At 69.8% G+C, this 16,838-nt stretch carries 14 protein-coding genes; 6 read left to right on the top strand and 8 right to left on the bottom strand.

Features of this window, described 5'->3' with window-relative positions; translation table 11 throughout:
• Positions 1–70: 70 nt before the first annotated feature.
• On the bottom strand, positions 71–1,483 hold the full coding sequence (locus AB0H93_RS36790; RefSeq protein ID WP_358579724.1) for a phosphodiester glycosidase family protein: 1,413 nt from the start codon (positions 1,481–1,483) through the stop codon (positions 71–73).
• A 447-nt stretch (positions 1,484–1,930) separates the two neighbouring features.
• On the opposite strand from AB0H93_RS36790, the gene AB0H93_RS36785 reads away from it, so the two are divergent.
• Positions 1,931–2,590: a hypothetical protein gene (locus tag AB0H93_RS36785; RefSeq protein WP_358579722.1), complete on the top strand. Its 660-nt coding sequence runs from the start codon at positions 1,931–1,933 to the stop codon at positions 2,588–2,590.
• 140 nt (positions 2,591–2,730) lie between these two features.
• Here the strand turns inward: AB0H93_RS36785 and argS are convergent, their stop codons facing one another.
• Together argS and AB0H93_RS36775 are read right to left on the bottom strand one after the other, a co-directional pair.
• A complete protein-coding gene (argS, locus tag AB0H93_RS36780; RefSeq protein WP_358579720.1) occupies positions 2,731–4,494 on the bottom strand; it encodes an arginine--tRNA ligase in 1,764 nt (587 codons plus the stop codon).
• Between the two features lie 211 nt (positions 4,495–4,705).
• Entirely contained in the window at positions 4,706–4,960 is a 255-nt protein-coding gene (locus tag AB0H93_RS36775) for a Scr1 family TA system antitoxin-like transcriptional regulator (protein ID WP_358579717.1), read from the bottom strand.
• A gap of 22 nt (positions 4,961–4,982) precedes the next feature.
• On the opposite strand from AB0H93_RS36775, the gene AB0H93_RS36770 reads away from it, so the two are divergent.
• Positions 4,983–5,477: a LapA family protein gene (locus AB0H93_RS36770; RefSeq protein WP_358579715.1), complete on the top strand. Its 495-nt coding sequence runs from the start codon at positions 4,983–4,985 to the stop codon at positions 5,475–5,477.
• A gap of 87 nt (positions 5,478–5,564) precedes the next feature.
• Here the strand turns inward: AB0H93_RS36770 and AB0H93_RS36765 are convergent, their stop codons facing one another.
• Both AB0H93_RS36765 and AB0H93_RS36760 read right to left on the bottom strand, forming a co-directional pair.
• A complete protein-coding gene (locus AB0H93_RS36765; RefSeq protein WP_358579712.1) occupies positions 5,565–6,329 on the bottom strand; it encodes a glucose 1-dehydrogenase in 765 nt (254 codons plus the stop codon).
• A 60-nt stretch (positions 6,330–6,389) separates the two neighbouring features.
• A complete protein-coding gene (locus AB0H93_RS36760; protein WP_358579709.1) occupies positions 6,390–7,928 on the bottom strand; it encodes a PucR family transcriptional regulator in 1,539 nt (512 codons plus the stop codon).
• Positions 7,929–8,242: 314 nt separating this feature from the next.
• Here AB0H93_RS36760 and AB0H93_RS36755 point away from each other — a divergent pair, with 314 nt between their 5' ends.
• The 3 genes from AB0H93_RS36755 to AB0H93_RS36745 are packed head-to-tail and all read left to right on the top strand — an operon-like array spanning position 8,243 to position 12,567.
• Positions 8,243–9,370, top strand: a complete 1,128-nt coding sequence (locus AB0H93_RS36755; RefSeq protein WP_358579707.1) for an MFS transporter — start codon at positions 8,243–8,245, stop codon at positions 9,368–9,370.
• Positions 9,371–9,403: 33 nt separating this feature from the next.
• Positions 9,404–11,017 (top strand): amidohydrolase, encoded by a 1,614-nt coding sequence (locus AB0H93_RS36750; RefSeq protein WP_358579705.1) that lies wholly within the window; start codon positions 9,404–9,406, stop codon positions 11,015–11,017.
• Positions 11,014–12,567, top strand: a complete 1,554-nt coding sequence (locus AB0H93_RS36745; protein ID WP_358579703.1) for a hypothetical protein — start codon at positions 11,014–11,016, stop codon at positions 12,565–12,567. Before AB0H93_RS36750 ends, AB0H93_RS36745 begins: the two co-directional genes overlap by 4 nt.
• A gap of 76 nt (positions 12,568–12,643) precedes the next feature.
• Here the strand turns inward: AB0H93_RS36745 and AB0H93_RS36740 are convergent, their stop codons facing one another.
• From AB0H93_RS36740 to AB0H93_RS36730, 3 genes are all read right to left on the bottom strand, one after another.
• Positions 12,644–13,447 (bottom strand): IclR family transcriptional regulator, encoded by an 804-nt coding sequence (locus AB0H93_RS36740; protein ID WP_358579700.1) that lies wholly within the window; start codon positions 13,445–13,447, stop codon positions 12,644–12,646.
• A 134-nt stretch (positions 13,448–13,581) separates the two neighbouring features.
• Positions 13,582–14,379, bottom strand: a complete 798-nt coding sequence (locus tag AB0H93_RS36735) for an NAD(P)-dependent oxidoreductase (RefSeq protein WP_358579697.1) — start codon at positions 14,377–14,379, stop codon at positions 13,582–13,584.
• A 20-nt stretch (positions 14,380–14,399) separates the two neighbouring features.
• Entirely contained in the window at positions 14,400–15,188 is a 789-nt protein-coding gene (locus AB0H93_RS36730) for an IclR family transcriptional regulator (RefSeq protein WP_358579784.1), read from the bottom strand.
• Between the two features lie 146 nt (positions 15,189–15,334).
• Between AB0H93_RS36730 and AB0H93_RS36725 the strand changes: the two genes are divergently transcribed.
• Positions 15,335–16,828, top strand: a complete 1,494-nt coding sequence (locus AB0H93_RS36725) for a sodium:solute symporter family protein (RefSeq protein WP_358579696.1) — start codon at positions 15,335–15,337, stop codon at positions 16,826–16,828.
• The last annotated feature ends 10 nt before the right edge of the window (positions 16,829–16,838 follow it).

Below are 16,838 nucleotides of genomic sequence, written 5' to 3'. Positions count from 1 at the left end.
ACCGCGTCAGTCCAAATTGGACCATGAAGAGACGGGGCATCCGAGCGGCGGGATGCCCCGTCGTTCACGGTCAGCGGCGAGGCAGCAGGAACAACGCGTCGCCGATGGCGCGCTCGCCGGTCGCGTCGGACGGTGTCGTCACCATGTCGTCGTTGACGACCATTCCGGCCGAGCCTCCGCCGTCGAGCGCCATTGCGTCGACGGCACCTAGGGAGTGGATGAACTCGGCGGCCTCCTGCAACCCCCATCCGTCGCTGAAACCAGGCATGCGACCTTCGGTCGTTGCAAGGATGATCCGGCCCCGCGCATCGACACCGATGATGCTTCGCGGGTTGCGCTTGAGCCCCCAGATGTAGGCGAAGGTCGGGGAGTCGTGGATGATCCCGTCCTCCTGGAGGTTGACCCGGACCTGACCGTTGCGGACCAGTTCTGGCCCGCCGTTGATGATGTCGTCGCTCGGTCCGAGGCGCACGGGGCGGCCGGTCTCGTCGTGGATCTGCTGGTCGACCAGAAGCGGTTCGCCTGGCCGCGCATTCGCGGACAGCCAGTGGGCAGCTTCGCCCAATCCCTGCACGACTGTGCCTCCGGCCGGAACCAGCCCGCCCGACGGACGGACCTCGGTGACCCGGCCGGTTCGATCGCGAACGGCTTCCACGCCGTTGCCTGCCGGGGTCGGGGCTCCCAACTCGTCGGTGAAAAGGACGAGTTCGTCCGGGTCCGTGCAGGTCACATCGTGCTGCGGCCGCTCGGTCGGGCTGTCGCCGCCGACGCCGCCGCAGTTGCGGATCTTGCCTGGAATGCGGTTGATCCCGTCTACCAGACGGCGCTGCCCGCGAGCGGTTGCGGTGATGTCCGTGGACATTTTCGAGATCCGCGGACGCAAGCCGTCTCCGGCGAGGATCAGCCCGACGCGGCCGTTCGTCGCCGCGCTCTGCAGTCGACCGTTGTAGGCCGCGATTCCCGCGGAGGCTCCTGGGATGCCGTCCTTGTCCTCCATCACGAAGAATCCGGCGTTGATGCCGAAGATCGCGTCCCGTCGCGCCGACATATCGGTCAGCTTCTCCCGGCCTGCGACCGACGTCCCGTAGTCGGCGACCAGTTCGCCGTCGAACTGCGCCGGGTCGACGATCGCGACGGTGGTGCGGGCGATGCCGGTGTCCGGCAGGGCGTCCGCGCCGGTCCACTCGACGATGCCGTCGAAGCCCGTGTCGTCCACCTTCCGCTCCAGCTCCGCAGCCTGATCCCGGCCGCCGAATCCGCCGGTCCGGACCCGCCACCCGACCGCTCCCGGGGCGACATCGACCCGGGACGTCCAGTCGACACGCTCCACCCTCGGCTCGAACCCGCCGCTGCGGAGCTTGCCCGCCAGCGCCCGAGCATCAGCCTCGGCCGCCAGATGCTCAGGACCGTTCGGGGTGGCGAATCGAACGGTCACGGTCCAGAAGTCGGCGCCGGCCCTGCCGTGCACCTCCCCCTGGTACATGGTCACTCCCGGAGACACGTCGGTGCGCTTCCAATCTCGTACCGGATCTGGAGCGGCACCGTCGGCAACACCGGTCCCGGGACAGGTCACCACCAGGGCCATCGCGAGCAATCCCGCGCCCACCGACCGCCCATCAGGCTTGAACATCGAGTTCTCCCTCCGTACTTGCTCGATGCACCTCAACGGCTGATGACGACGCACGCGAATCGCTTTGCTGAATCACCCCTGAACGCCCCGCGAACAACGAAACCAACACCCGGAGGGAGGGACACGGACAGGCCCCAGCGTTCCACCGACGTGCGGCAAGAACAACACCAAAACGACGAAGTGCGGTTGTAGCACCGGAGAAGCCAGCCGCGAGTGCATTCCTGATTCTCGTCGGAGCGAGCGCGCCTGGCTGGTAAATTCGGTCGCTGGAACGATCGGGGCCGGTGAATAGCGGGGCACGTGGCGAACAACAAGCGGAAGAAGCAGAGGCGCGGCCCTGCTGGCCGGACCACAGTTGCTCCGCCCCGAACGGTTCCGGAACCCGACGAGGTTCCCGAAGAGCGGTCGTCCGGCCCGAAGCCGCCATGGCTCGTCGTCGTCCTGGCGCTCGGCTGCTTCGCCGTCATCAAACCCGACATCTGGATGACGTGGTCGCGGGACCAAGCACCTGAGTGGGCCCAAACCGGCGCGCTCGCAGCCGGTCTCTTCGCGATCTGGCTGATCCTGCGCGGCCTGTGCGCCACGCAGTGGCTCGGCGCGTCCCGCGTCCGGCCGACCCCGGAACTTCGCTCCACCCGCCAGCTGGTCGAACTGGTGCTGTCGCGAACCGCGATCTGCACCCTCGCCGGAACGTTCCTGGCGCTGATGGTCGCCGGCCGAGCGGAAGCGGCGGGAGTCAAGGTGACGAGCCTGATCAGCGACCTCGCGACGGTCGGAGCACTGGTCGGCCTAGCATCCTGTGCGCCGCGTAGCGTGATCCAGAGCATCCGAACCTTCAAGCTCCTCAAGGAAAACGACCGCCGCAACTGGGTCCGCGCCCACCTGACGCTGGCGATCGTCGACCTGATGGTCCTCTTCGAGCTCTTGAACCTGATCCGATCGGTGTTGTTCAACAAGTGAGGGGCACCCGTGACCCGCTTACTTGGTCATGGGTGCCCCTCACCCAAGCACGATCAGGTTCAGCCGGGGAAGCGGTCGCCCTTCACGGCGGCGATGAACGCCGACCACCCTTCCGAAGTCCTGTCGATCGCTTGAGCTCGTTACATGCGTTCTGGAGCATTGATACCGAGGAGATCGAGCCCGTGTTGCAGCGTGCGAGCGGTGAGCTGGCAGAGGGCTAGCCGATTGCTGCGTACGGGGCCCTCGGCGTTGAGGACGTGGCAGGCTTCGTAGAAGTTGGTGAAGTCGCGGGCGAGGTCGTAGAGATAGCCGCACAGCTTGTGGGGTTCAAGGCTTGCGCTCACGTCCGCGAGTGCTGTGCCGTAGGCGTCCAGTTCCAGCGCCAATGCGCGTTCGGCGGGATGGAGTTCGATCGTGGAGTCGATCGCCACGTCAGGATCGCCGGCCTTGCGGAGGATGGAGCGGATGCGGGCGTGCGCGTACTGGAGGTAGACACCGGTGTTGCCGTTGAACGAGACCATGCGGTCGACGTCGAAAATGTAGTCCTTGATCCGCGAGTTGGACAGGTCGGCGTACTTGACCGCGCCGATGCCCGCTTGCTCGGCGATCTGGTCCAGTTGGTCGGCGGGCAGGTCGGGGTTCTTGTCGTGGACGACGGCGCGAGCACGGGCTGTCGCGTCATCGAGCAGATCCATCAGGCGCACGGTGCCGCCAGCGCGGGTCTTGAACGGCCGTCCGTCCGGGCCGAGAACGGTTCCGTAAGGCACGTGCGCGGCCTCGATGTCGTCGGTGAGCCAGCCCGCGCGCCGAGCGGCCTCGAAGATCATTTGGAAGTGGAGCGCCTGGCGGGAGTCCGTGACATACAGCAGGTGGTCGGCCTCGAGGTCGTGGATGCGGTAGCGGATCGTGGCGAGGTCGGTGGTGTCGTAGCCGTAGCCGCCGTCGCGCTTGCGCACCATCAACGGGGCGGGATTGCCGTCCGGACCGTTGACCTCCTCGGAGAAGATCACGAGGGCACTGTCGCTTTCGACCGCGATCCCCACCTCGGTCAATTCGTCGATCACATCGGCGAGGACGTGGTTGTAGAACGACTCGCCCACCGAGTTTTCAGGTGTGAGCAGGACACCGAGGCGGTCGTAGATGTCGCGGAAGGCTTTTTCTGACTCGGCGACGATCTCCCTCCAGCGCTCCACAGTGGCCGGGTCACCGGATTGCAGGGCGACCACCCGGTTGCGGGAGCGGTCGGCGAATTCGGGGTCGGCGTCGAACAGGCCGCGGGCGGCCCGGTACAGCTCGTCCAACGCGGACACGGCCGAGGTGCCCGGCTCCAGCTCGTCGTGGTGCCAGGTCGCTTCGGGATGCTCATCGAGGTATTGGATGAGCATCCCGAACTGGGTGCCCCAGTCGCCGAGGTGGTTCTGACGGATCACGTCTGCGCCGAGGAAGCCGAGCACGCGCGCCAGGCTGTCGCCGATGATCGTGGTGCGAAGGTGACCGACGTGCATTTCTTTGGCGATGTTGGGCGCGGAGTAGTCAATGACGGTCCGCTGGCCCGTGTTCGGCGTCCCGATGCCTAGACGGGAGCTGGCCAATCGTGCGGCTAAATGGGACCAAATGAGCTGGTCGGGCACGGTGATGTTGAGAAAGCCCGGACCAGATATCTCGACGCGCGTGATCGGCCCGTGGTCGTCGGTCAGGCCAGCGGTAAGCGCTTCGGCCAGTTCGGCGGGCTTGGTGCTGGCGCGTTTGGCGAGGGCGAGGGCTGCGTTCGACTGGAAGTCGGCGTGCTCGGATCGGCGGACAACCGGATCAGCTCCGGCTAGTTCAGGGCGGGCATGGGCGATTACCTGGGACACGCTGTCGGCGACCTGGTCGAGCAGCGGCAGCACCTCGTGGTTTGTCACTACGTGAACCCTCCTTATCGAAGGGCATTGTCCCAGGCCGCAGCATCTAGCCCGCGCACAGCCCGAAGTCTCCAAACACGTAGGTACTTATCGGCGCTGCTCAGGGCCCGTTCTCGGACCGTCGGCGCAGACCCCTGCAAGCCCCCGATACGAAGGGCATCTAAGGCCGGCTATGCGGTCAAAGATGCCCTTCGCTCAGACAAGATCGGGTTCAGCCGATGACCTTCGCGATGAGTTTTGCTGAATCGTCCGGGCTTAGAGCCACGTCTCGCAACCAGCTGACTGCGTCCTGGTACGCGCCCACGTCGTCGCGTTCGTGGAAGAACTGTCCGGAACGCCTGTTCTCGATGTGCACCACCGGATTTCGGTTTCGGCCTTCCACGGCTTCGCGAAGGCCGTTGTCATCACCGCGTTCCTTTTCGTCGCAGGAATCTTCTACTGGCACAGAAGGGAATCCGGTCAGCATGGTTGCGGTTCGGGGGGGTTCGATGGGTGTCTGGCAGCTGTGTGCGCAGGTCGCTGCGGAGCGGCAGCGAGAGCTCGAAGCCGAGACCTACGGGCGTCACGCACTGCGGCGGACTTCGTTGTCACTCGATCGGGCGATGGGGTGGCGTGCGGGATCGGTTCTGGGCCGCTTGGCGTTGATGATGATCCGCATGTTTGAGAACGGGGCAGACAAGACCGAGGGCGCCGGCGGTGCTGGGAGAGGGCCGGAGGAGGAGCGGCTGGAGCGGACCCGGACCGGCGGGATCTGGGTTTCCGTCGTCGTCGCGGTGATCGTGCTGGTGTTCCTGCTCGTCTTCATCGTGCAGAACTCCGAGAGCGTGACCGTGCATTTCCTGTGGCTCGCCGGGAACCTGCCGCTCGGCGTGGCGATGATCTTCGCGGTGCTCGCGGGTGCTTTGCTAGTGGCTCTCGTCGGCACTGCCCGGATTCTGCAGCTGCGCCGCTCTGCCAAGCACCGCGCGCGCAAGCAGAAGTGAGGTCGCCGTGGTCGGCGGCGCGAGGGGCGTCGCCGACCACGCCACAATTTCAATTGAAACTGTGGTCTTCGGACCTCGCGGGTCCGCTCACTGCGCGGTGAAGCCGCCGTCGATCGACAGGTTGGCGCCGGTGATGAAGCTCGCCTCATCGCTGAGCAGGTAGGCCGCGAACGCGGCGATCTCCTCGGGCTTGGAGATCCGGCCCATCGGGTGGAGACCGGCGATCTGCGCCTCGCCTTCCGGAGTCGCGCCCATCGTGCTGCGGAACGCCGGGGTGTCGACCGCGCCGCTGGCGATCGAGTTGACGCGGACGCCCTGCTGAGCGTTCTCCAGCGCCGCCGACTTGGTCAGACCGACGACGGCGTGCTTCGCTGCCACGTAAGGCGAAATGCTGCCCATGCCGACCACGCCGACGTTGGAGGCGTTGTTGAGGATCGCGCCGCCGCCGGAGGAGAGGATGGCCGGGATCTCGTACTTCAGGCCGTAGAAAACGCCGTCCAGGTTCAGGCCCAGGTCCGCCCGCCAGCCTTCCGCGGGGATGTCCTGCACGGGGCCGAACGCGCTGATCGCGCCCGCGTTGTTGAACGCGCCGTCCAGCCGGCCGAACTCGTCCATCGCCGCGCGCACCAGCGCCGCGACCTCGCTCTCCACCGTCACGTCGGTAGGCACGAACAGCGCCCGGCCTCCGGTGCCGCGGATGTCGGCCGCCAGCTGCTCGCCGACGTCCTTGCTCCGCGCGCCCAGGACCACCGCCGCGCCCTCGGCGGCCAGCCGCCGGCTCGTGGCCTCGCCGATGCCTGAGGTCGCCCCGGTCACCAAGACCACTTTGGACTCGAAACGTGCCGTGTTCATCTCTTCCTCGATCGTTTCGCCGTTTTCTCGGACGAGCCCAATACTTCCGGCGAAAGCGGATCAAGTCTGGCGGTAATCGGCCGTCGCGTCCGGACGTTCCAGAGTGGTCGCGAGCCAGAGCTCCAGGCGGTCCTGGGGTTGGTCGAGGGAGCGGTTCGTGACGCGTTCGGCGGTGCGCAGGCGGGAGCGCAGCGTGTTGCGGTGGATGTCGAGCTTTCGCGCCGCCGCCTCCAGGTTCTGGCCTTCGTCCAGGAAAGTCCGCACGCAGTCCACGAGGCTCGGGGTGCCCGCGCGGCGGCGTTCGTCCTGACGGCGCAACGGTTCCAGCGCGGAGTCGACGAAGCGGTCGACCGCCGGGCCGTCGAAGACGCCTTGGAACAGGGCGCTCGCGGCGAGCTCGTCGGCGTGCCGGTAGACGTCTTCGGAGCGGGAAATCGCACTCGTGGCGCGGTAGATCGTCGCGGGCAGCTCGGTTCGGTCCCGGGCGGTAGCCGCTCCCGCGCGAACCTGCCCGGCCCGCGCGTTCAGCCGCTCGGCCAGCGCGCGGCCGGTCCTAGGGTTCGCGTCGGGGAGGACGGCGACCAGCGCCTCCGGTAGCGGGCAGACCACCAGCCGTTCCTCCAGCGCCGTGTCGTCGATGACCTCGGCGAGGGTGTCCAGCACGAGGCGCGCCAGCTTCGGCGGCTCGGCGCCGCCGGCGCGCAACGCCACCACCTCGTAAGGCGGAGGAGGCAGCGGGCAGGCGTCCTCCAGCCGGTCCCACAGCGTCGCCGAGTTCTCCTCCAGCGCTGCAGCGAAGAACGCTGCGCGCTGCTGGTGGGTCTTCGCGCGCGCCGAGCGCACGCCTTCGACGCCGACGCCGACGAGGTTGGCCGCGTGGTTGGCGAGGATCCGCACGTGCGCGGCGACCGGCGGCGCGGACGCCACCGCGAGCCAGCCGCTCGGGCTGCCGGAGATGCCGGTGCTCGCCACGTGGATCTCCCAGTCGTTGAAGGTCGTTCCGAGTGCTCCGCGCGTGCTCCGCCGCACGGCCGCGCGCACCGCCTCGTGCCAGTCGCGGCGCTCCGGCGGCTCCGCCGCGCGCATGTGACCGGCCGAGTCGAGCAGCAGCACCTCACCGCCGGTGCCGGCGGCGAGCTCGCGCACGATCCCGGCGGGCCCGGAGCGCAGCGCCGCCCGCGCCATCGCGTCCTGCGCTTTGAGAGCCTGCCGCTCCTGGCGGGAGCGGTGGTCGGCGTACCACTGGGCTACGGCTTCGGTGATCGCGATGAACGGCGTGCTCTCGATGGCCGCCACCACCGGGAAGTCGCATTCGTCGGCGGCCCGCAGGACCGCGGGCGGCAGCTCCGTGCGGATCTCGCCGGGCGGGAAGCCGAGGCCCGCGCACCCCGCGTCGGCCAGCCGCCGCACGTAGTCGCGCTGGCCCCGCGGGTCGTCCGGCAGGCCGAGCCCGACGGTCAGCACGAGCTCGCCGCCGCGCAGCCACGGCACCGGGTCGGTCAGCTCGATGACGTGCGCCCAGCGCACCTCCCGGTGCAGCCCGCCCGCCCCGGCCAGCAGGCTCAGGTCCAGTCCCGGCAGGCCCAGGACATCCGCCATCCGCGGCGCCATAGATCAACCCTTGTGCGAATCGCCCAACTCAGACCGCGAAAGTGTACGGTTCGCCCAGGGTTTTTTTCCGCCCGCGGTCCTACAGTCGCTGCACTCGCTCCCAGCGCCGACGGAGGACTCCATGAGCGATTCGACCGCGTCACCGCGAATGGCCGTCAGGGCCGCGTTCGCATCGTTCGTGGGCACGACCATCGAGTGGTACGACTTCTACGTCTACGCCACCGCCGCCTCGCTGGTGCTCGGCAAGCTGTTCTTCCCGACCACCGCCGACCCGTTCGTGGGCATGATGGCCTCGTTCCGCGGTGCTGGCCGTCGGGTTCTTCGCCCGGCCGCTCGGCGGCATCGTGTTCGGGCACTTCGGCGACCGCGTCGGTCGCAAGTCCGCGCTGGTCACGACCCTGTTGATCATGGGCGCAGTGACGTTCCTGGTGGGCCTGATGCCGACCTACGACACCATCGGGCCGTTCGCGCCGATCGCGCTCGTGGTGCTGCGGTTCATCCAGGGCCTCGCGGTGGGCGGCGAATGGGGCGGCGCGGCGCTGATCGCGGTCGAGCACGCGCCGGAGCACCGCAAGACCTTCTTCGGATCCTTCCCGCAGATCGGCAACTCCGCCGGGGCGCTGCTGGCCACCGGCGCGTTCAGCATCGTGTCGGCCTTCGGCGAGGAGGCGCTGCTGAGCTGGGCGTGGCGGATCCCGTTCCTGGCGTCGGCGGTGCTGGTGCTGGTGGGGCTGGTGATCCGGCTGCGGGTGGAGGAGTCCCCGGTGTTCGCCGAGGCCCTGCGGGAGCAGGACACCTCGAACGAGGCCCCGGTCAAGGAGGTGCTGCGGACCTCGTGGCGGTCGGTGCTGATGGGCATCGGCGCGCTGCCGGTCGCCGTCGGCGGGTACTACATCGTCACGACGTTCCTGCTCGCCTACGCCACCACGCCGGAGATCGGCGTGTCCGAGACGGTGATGCTCAACGCGCTGAGCGCGGCGGCGTTCCTGGAGATCGTCGCGACGCTGATCACCGCCTGGTTCGGCGACCGCGTCGGCGCCCGGCGGATCGTGATCGGCGGGTTGATCGCGGTGGCCGTGCTGGCCGCGCCGCAGTTCCTGGTGGTGCCCAGCGGGAACGTCGCGCTGATCGTCGCGCTGCTGCTGGTGATGCGCGTGGGCATGTCCGGCACGTACGGCCCGCTGCCGAAGATCCTGTCGGAGATGTTCGAACCGCGCGTCCGCTACACCGGCATCTCGCTGTCCTACCAGATCGCCGGGGCGGTCTTCGGCGGCTTGGCGCCGATCGCCTGCACCGCGCTGCTGGCGGCGTTCGGCACCCCGATCCCGGTGGTGGTGCTGCTGGTGGCGATGTGCCTGGTCGCGATCGCCTGCACGGCCAAGGCCCGGCAGGTCGACGACTCGCTGACAGCGGTCTCCCAGCGCGCCTGAGATGAAGTTCCCGAACGATTCGAAAGGTCAACCGTGTCCACTTTGGTCATCACGCACGCCGACGTCCGCACCGTGGACGAGCGCCGGCCGCGCGCGGAGGCCGTTGCCATCCGCGACGGCAAGATCCTGCTCTGCGGCGCGGAATCCGAGGTCCGCGCCGCGGCGGGCCCCGGCGCGGTGGAGCTCGACGCCGGCGGCCGGACCGTGGTGCCCGGGTTCATCGACCCGCACAACCACCTGCTGTCCACCGCGGAGTCGCTGGCGGCGGTGAACGTGCGCAGCCCAGGGGTGTCCAGCGCGGCCGATCTGGTGGCGGCGATCGCGAAGGCGGCCGCGAGCGCCCCGGCGGGCCAGTGGATCCGGGCGTTCGGCATGGACGACGCGAAGTACCCGGAGGGCCGGGTCACCCGGGCCCAGCTGGACGAGGCGACCACCGAGCACCCGGTGATCATCTACCACGTCTCCGGCCACCAGGCGGTCGTCAACAGCGCCGCGCTGAAGTGGCGCGGCATCGCCACCGACGTGGCCGACCCGGCGGGCGGCGCGTTCGTCCGCGACGAGGGCGGCCGGCTGACCGGGATGGTGCTGGACAGCGCGATGGAGCTGCTGCTGCCGCTGGCCGCCGACATCGGCTGCCACGGCCCCAACTTCCACACCGACCTGCCGCACGAGCAGCTGCTCGACTGGCTCGCCGACGCCCGCGACAACTACCTGTCCGCCGGCGTCACCACGGTGTGCGACCCGCAGGTGTCCCGGCGCGAGATGCTGGTCTACCGGGCGGCGAAGGCCGCGGGCGCGCTGCCGCTGCGCACCGTCTGCATGCCGCTGTCGCACCAGCTCGACGGCCTCACCGCGCTCGGCCTCGCGGGCCCGTTCGGCGACGACTGGCTGCGGCTCGGGGCGATGAAGTTCTACTCCGACGGCAGCCTGCTCGGCGGCACCGCGCTGTTCCGCGAGCCGTACGGGGAGCGCGGCGAGTTCACCGGCAGCTCGTACTGGCAGCCCGAGCAGCTCACCGACCTGCTGCGCCGGGCTTCGGAGGCGGGCTGGCAGGTCGCGGTGCACACGCAGGGCGACCTCGCGATGCAGAACACCATCGACGGGCTCGTCGAGGCCGTGCGGGTGGCCGGCGACGACCCGCGGCCGCGCATCGAGCACTGCGGCTACCCGACCCGGGAGCAGGTGCGGATGCTCGCCGATCTCGGCGCGGTGGCGGTGAACCAGCCGAACTTCCTCTACGACAGCGGCACCGACTTCGTGCGCCGCCTCGGTCCCGAGCGCGCGCACCGGCTGCAGCCGATCCGGGAGGAGCTGGACGCCGGCGTGGTGCCGGTGCTCTCCAGCGATTCGTTCGTCTCCAGCCTGCGCCCGATGGAGACCATCGCCAACGCGGTCTGCCGGCGCACCCGGGAGGGCGGCGAGATCGGTGCCGCGCAGGCGATGAGCCTGGACGAGGCGCTGCGCGCGCACACCCTGGACGCCGCCTACGCCCTGCGGCTGGAAGACCGCCTCGGTTCGCTCGCGCCGGGCAAGCTCGCCGACCTCGTGGTGCTCGACCACGACCTGCGCACCACGGCGGCCGAGGACCTGCGGAAGGTCGACGCGCACTGCACGATCCTCGACGGAGAGGTGGCGTACCGGGCATGAGCGACACCGCGAAGGCCGCCGCGTGGGATTGGGTGGACCGCAACCGGTCCCGGCTGTCCGAGTGGCACGGCCGGATCTGGGAGCTGGCCGAGCCCGCGTGGCGGGAGTACCGCTCGGCGGCCTGGTACGTGGACCTGCTGCGGAGCGAGGGCTTCGAGGTCGAGGAAGGCAGCGGCGGAATGCCCACGGCGTTCTCCGCGACCTGGCGCAACGGCCCGGGCCCGACGCTGCTCACCTACGCCGAGTACGACGCGGTGCCGGGCAACTGCCAGGCAGGCACGCCGCGCCCCGAACCGCGCTCCGGCGTCAGCCCGCACGCGCCCGGACACACCGACCCGCACTCGGCGTTGGGCATCAGCACCCTGGGAGCCGTCCTGGCGGCGAAGGAAGCGATGCAGCGCAACGGGATCGGCGGCACGATCCGCTACACCGGAGAACCGGCCGAGAAGGTGCAGGGTTCCAAGGTCGTGCACGGGCTGCGCGGCTACTACGACGACGTGGACGCGATCATCAGCTTCCACCCGTTCTACATGCTGCCGCTGTGCAACACGGTCCGGTGGGACACGCACTGCGGCGCGTACTACAGCCGCATCTACAGCTTCCGCTGCGACGAACCGGAAACCTGGGGCGTCGCGGACCCCGGCAGCCCGATCCCGGCATCCCACTCGGCGGCCCGCGCGCCCGGCGCGAACGCCGCGCTGATGACGATGTACTCGCTGACGAAGTCCACACAGGACTCGATGGCCCCGGCGTTCGGCGGCTGGTCGCTGTCCGAGGCGATCCTGAGCGCCGGCAACGCCACCGCGGACAACCTCCCGGCGGGGATCGCCCAGATCCAGTACTCCTGGCGCTGCCCGGACATCGCCACGGCCGAGCAGGTGCTGCGGGTGCTCGACGCGAATGCGGAGGCCGCGGCCCGCACGGCGCACTGCCGCCTCGAAACCCGCTGGGTGTCGCGGAACCGGCCGGGCCTGGCCAACCACGCGATGGCGGAGGCGACCTACCGCAACCTGGCGCAGGTCGGGCCGCCGGAGTACGACCAGGAGGCGGTCGAGGTGGCGCGGGAGGTGCAGCGCTCGCTCGGCGTCGAGCCGACCGAGAACCCGCTGCTCGCCGAGTGCGCCCAGCTGATCGAGCCGACCGAGGCGGAACGCCTGCTGCGCGAGAACATCCCGCCGTCGCAACGGAACTGGACGTCCGACGACTACGTCGAGATGACCCACTACGCCCCGACGGCCCGCCTCTACATCGCCCGCCCGGCGCTGGCCCCGATCGACGGCCGCCCCACGCCGAGCTGGGCGATGAACGCCCTCGGCGGAATCCCGGCGACGATCGACCCGACGATCGTGTGCGCGGCCAAGACGATCGCCGGAACGCTCCTGGACCTGGCCCGCAGCCCGGAGATCCTGGCGGCGGCCAAGGCGGAGTTCGAGGAGCGCCGCACGGAGGCCCCGGAACCGTTGCTGCCCAAGGACTTCGAGGCCCCGCACGACTACCCGTGGCCGGAGTACGTGACGACCGCCCGCGGCTCGGGCTGGCAAGGAGCGTGAGCGCCGGGTAGGCGCTGACCCGTGTGCACTTCGTGCCGCTATCGCAGTAGAAGTGCACACGGGTCCTTGTCGTGCTTCAGCGGATGCCTTCGCGGCGGAGGCGTTGGGCGAGCTGCGCGGTGACCTTCACCAGGAGCTCGCCCACCTTCCGCGCCTTCGCGTCCGTGGTCTGCTCGATCGGCATCGAGCAGCTGATCGCGTCCGTGCCCGGGATCCGGTAGGGCACCACCGCCGCCACGCAGCGGATGCCGGGCGTGCCCTCCTCGATTTCCGCCGCGTAGCCGCGTTCCTGCGCCGTCGCGCACGCCTCGAGGACGTCGTCCAGTGACACCAGGGTTTTCGGCGTGAGCGCGGGGAGCGGGTCGGGGAGGAGCTCGGCCACCTCTTCGCGGGTGAGTTCCGCCAGCAGTGCCTTGCCCAGGGCGGTGGCGTGCGCGGGCAGCGTGCGGCCGATCTTGGACGTCAGGTACGTCGAGTTCGCCGACTCGCGGGTTTCCAGGTAGATCACCTGGTTTCCGATCAGGCGGGCGTAATGCGTGGTGAAGCCCGTCTGCTCGCGCAGCTCTTCAAGCGCTTCGGTGGCGTAGCGGATCGCCGGGTCGCGGTCGAGGTAGGCCGTGCCGCAGATCAGCGCGCGGACGCCGAGCCGGTACCGGGTGTTGCTGGAATCCGCCTCCAGCCAGCCCGCGTCGAGCAGCGTGCGCAGCAGCCCGTGCAGGCTGGAGCGCGGGAATCCGGTCTGGACGTGCAGATCGGACAGCGACAGCCAGGACGGTTGCGCGGCGAAGGTCTCGACCAGGTCGATCGCGCGGCGGGCGGACTTCACGCCGGCGGCGTCGGTACCGCCCGCCGCGCTGGAAACATCGGCCGGCTGAGGCATCGCGGCATCCTCCTTCGCGGACGGCAGTGCCACGATCCTAGCCAGCCGAACGATCCGTTCGCATACATGAATACTGTTCACGCAGTCGGTCGGTCCCGGTGCGCGGAGGATGACAGTTTCAATTGAAACTGCGGTCAGTTCGGCTCGCCGAGGGCGGCGGTGGTGAACGGGCCGCCCAGGTAGCGGGCCGAGGCGTCGGACGGGGCGGCCTCCGCGGCGAACCGCTCCGAGTCGTCCTGCGGGCGGTAGCCCAGTTCCTCCGCCTCGGCCAGGGAGCAGACCCCGCGGGTGTTGGCCGAGACGCCCCAGATCACGCGGTAGCCCGGCGACGGATGGCCCAGGCACGCCTCGAAGAGGCGGCCCGCGTCGTCGGGGGAGAGCCACAGCGACAGGGCGCGCGCGTCCGCCGGGCGCTCGAAGCAGTTGCCGATGCGGATGCAGATCACGTCGATGCCGAACCGGGAGTGGTACAGGCTGCCCAGCGCCTCGATCGCGGCCTTGCTCACGCCGTAGTAGGTGTCCGGCCGCGCGGGCGAATCCGCCGGCAGGCCGTCCGGCCCCGCGTCGGCGACCGGGCGGAACCCGGCGGCGTGGTTGCTGGAGGCCAGGATCACCCGGCCGACACCGGCTTTCCGGGCCGCTTCCAGCACGGTGTGCGTGCCGTCGATGTTCACCGCGAGCGTCTCCGCCCACGAGTTCTCCCGGCTGTGGCCGCCGAGGTGCACGATCGCGTCGACGCCGTCGCAGGCGGCGGCCATCACGTCCGGGTCGGTCAGCGTTCCGGTGACCGCCTCGACGGCTTCGCCGGGCTCCGCGGGCGGCAGCGGGGCGCGGTCGAGCAGCCGCAGGACGCGGCCCTCGCGACGCAGCCGGGACCGCATCATGGTGCCGACGACCCCGGCCGCGCCGGTGATCAGAATGCGTTGCTGCAACGTGGCTTTCCCTTCTGCGTTCAGCGGATTCCGGCCCGGCGCAGGCGCTGGCCGAGCTCGGCGGTGATGCGCACCAGCAGCTCGGCGGCGTGCCGGGCGTCGGCGTCGGTCGCCTGGTCGGTGGGCATCGAGCAGCTCATCGCGTCGGTGCCGGGGATGCGGTAGGGCACCACGGCGGCCACGCAGCGGATCCCAGTGGTGCCCTCCTCCAGTTCCGCGGCGAAGCCGCGGTCGCGGATCAGCGCGCATTCCGCGTGCAGGGCGGGGAGTTCGACGATGGTGTTCGCGGTGAGCGCGGGCAGCGGGCCGGCGCAGAGCGCGGCGACCTCGTCGCGGGTCAGCTCGGCCAGCAGTGCCTTGCCCAGGGCGGTGGCGTGCGCGGGCAGCGTGCGGCCGACGCGGGAGATCAGGTGCACCGAGCGCCGGGATTCCCTGCTTTCCAGGTAGACGACCTCGTTTCCGTTGCGGCGCGCGTAGTGCGTGGTGAACCCGGTCTGCTCGCGGACCTGCTCCATCGCCTCGGTCGCGTAGGGCACCACCGGGTCGCGGTCGAGGTAGGCGGTGCCGCAGATCAGCGTGCGGATGCCGAGCCGGTAGCGGGTTTCCGTGCGGTCGGCCTGCAGCCAGCCGGTTTCCAGCAGGGTGCGCAGCAGGCCGTGGAGGCTGGAGCGCGGGATGCCGGTGCGGGCGTGCAGTTCGGCCAGCGACAGCCAGGATTCGTACCCGGCGAAGGTTTCCAGCAATTCGATGGTGCGTCGCGCCGACTTCACCCCGGCCGAATCCGTCGCGGTGGCGATGCGGGCCGGCATGCCGACCTCCTCCCCGGGCAGCGCCCAGACGCCGGTTGACATGTGATCGCGGTCATACTAGCGTCCTCCGGCGGATTTCCGATAGTCGAATTAATTCACAAACCCACTATCCATTCAAGTATGTGAACGCCGAAGGGATCGGCCCAGTGCATGCTCTCGACTGGACAACGGTGTGCGGCTACTTCGGCCTGATGCTGGTCATCGGCTGGTGGTCGCACCGCAGGGTCAAGACCGACAAGGACTTCTTCATCGCCGGCGGCCGGATGCCCTGGTGGCTGGCCGGGATCTCGCACCACATGTCCGGCTACAGCGCCGTGCTGTTCGTCGCCTACGCGGGCGTGGCCTACACCGACGGCATCACGGTCTACTTCTGGGGATTCGCCAGCATCGGCATCGGCGTGGCCGTCGGGTCGTGGCTGTTCGCGGCCCGCTGGAACCGCCTGCGCGCCCGCTTCGGAGTGGCGTCGCCGCTGGAGTTCCTGGCCCGCCGCTACAACATCCCCACGCAGCAGGTGCTGGCCTGGAGCGGCTCGTCGCTGAAGGTCTTCGACGTCGCGGCCAAGTGGTTCGCGGTGGCGGTGCTGCTGCACTCCTTCGCCGGGCTGCCGCTGATCTGGGGCATCGTCATCACCGGCACCGTCACCCTGCTGTACTGCACGGCCGGCGGGCTGTGGGCCGACGCGCTGACCGACTTCGGGCAGTTCGTCATCCAGGCGGCGGCCGGGATCGTGATGATCTGGGCGGTGCTGGCCGAACTCGGCGGCGTCTCCGGGTTGTGGACGCTCTGGGACCGGCTGCCCGCGGGGCGCACCTCGCCGGTCACCGGGCAGTACACCACGGTGTTCCTGCTGGTGTACGTGCTGGTGAAGACGCTGGAGTACAACGGCGGGATGTGGAACCTGGCGCAGCGCTACATGGCCGCGCCCGACTCCCGCGCCGCCCGGCGCGGCGCGGTGCTCTCCGCCGCCCTGTACCTGGTCTGGCCGCTGGTGCTGATGTTCCCGATGTTCGCCGCGCCGCTGTTCGTGCCGGACCTCGCCGACCCGACCACCTCGTACGCGGCGATGACCCAGGCGCTGCTGCCGCCGGGCATGATCGGGCTGGTGCTGGCCGGGATGTTCTCCCACACCATGGCCATGGTCGCCTCGGACGCCAACGCGATCTCCTCGGTGATCACCCGCGACATGCTGCCGGTGCTGTGGCGGAAGGCGCGCGGGTTCGACGAGTTCCAGCGGTTGCGGACCGGTCGCATCGCCACCTTCGGCTTCATCGCGCTGAGCATGGTCGTGGCCACCCAGGCCGAGCACCTCGGCGGCGTGCTGTCCATCGTGGTCTCCTGGGTCGCCGCGCTGATGGGCCCGATCTCGGTACCGCTGCTGCTGGGCATGCTGCCGTGGTTCCGGCGGTGCGGCTCGCGGGCGGCCATCGTGTCCTGGGCCGGCGGGCTGCTCACCTACGGCGTCCTCTACTACGGCCTCGACGCCGGTCCCACCGCCACCGTCGCCACCCCGATCCTGGTGTCGCTGGCGCTGTACGTCGGCCTGGGCCTGATCGCCTCGGAGCGCACCGAGCGGGTCGACGAGATGCTCGAAGCCCTGGACCAGGAGTCGGCCGCGGCCGCACCGGCGACCGCCCGATGATCCGGCCACC

The organism is Saccharopolyspora sp. NPDC050642, from assembly GCF_040654735.1.
GTDB classification, from domain to species: domain Bacteria; phylum Actinomycetota; class Actinomycetes; order Mycobacteriales; family Pseudonocardiaceae; genus Saccharopolyspora; species Saccharopolyspora elongata.
This window is presented reverse-complemented; position numbering and strand designations above follow the sequence as displayed.

Bases quoted from the DNA above. Each gene is read 5' to 3' on its own strand.
- AB0H93_RS36740 (WP_358579700.1), bottom strand. From the start codon at position 13,447: ATGCCTCAGCCGGCCGATGTTTCCAGCGCGGCGGGCGGTACCGACGCC.
- AB0H93_RS36730 (WP_358579784.1), bottom strand. From the start codon at position 15,188: ATGCCGGCCCGCATCGCCACCGCGACGGATTCGGCCGGGGTGAAGTCG.
- AB0H93_RS36745 (WP_358579703.1), top strand. From the start codon at position 11,014: ATGAGCGACACCGCGAAGGCCGCCGCGTGGGATTGGGTGGACCGCAAC.
- AB0H93_RS36775 (WP_358579717.1), bottom strand. From the start codon at position 4,960: ATGCTGACCGGATTCCCTTCTGTGCCAGTAGAAGATTCCTGCGACGAA.
- AB0H93_RS36770 (WP_358579715.1), top strand. From the start codon at position 4,983: ATGGGTGTCTGGCAGCTGTGTGCGCAGGTCGCTGCGGAGCGGCAGCGA.
- AB0H93_RS36765 (WP_358579712.1), bottom strand. From the start codon at position 6,329: ATGAACACGGCACGTTTCGAGTCCAAAGTGGTCTTGGTGACCGGGGCG.
- AB0H93_RS36790 (WP_358579724.1), bottom strand. From the start codon at position 1,483: ATGTACCAGGGGGAGGTGCACGGCAGGGCCGGCGCCGACTTCTGGACC.
- AB0H93_RS36760 (WP_358579709.1), bottom strand. From the start codon at position 7,928: ATGGCGGATGTCCTGGGCCTGCCGGGACTGGACCTGAGCCTGCTGGCC.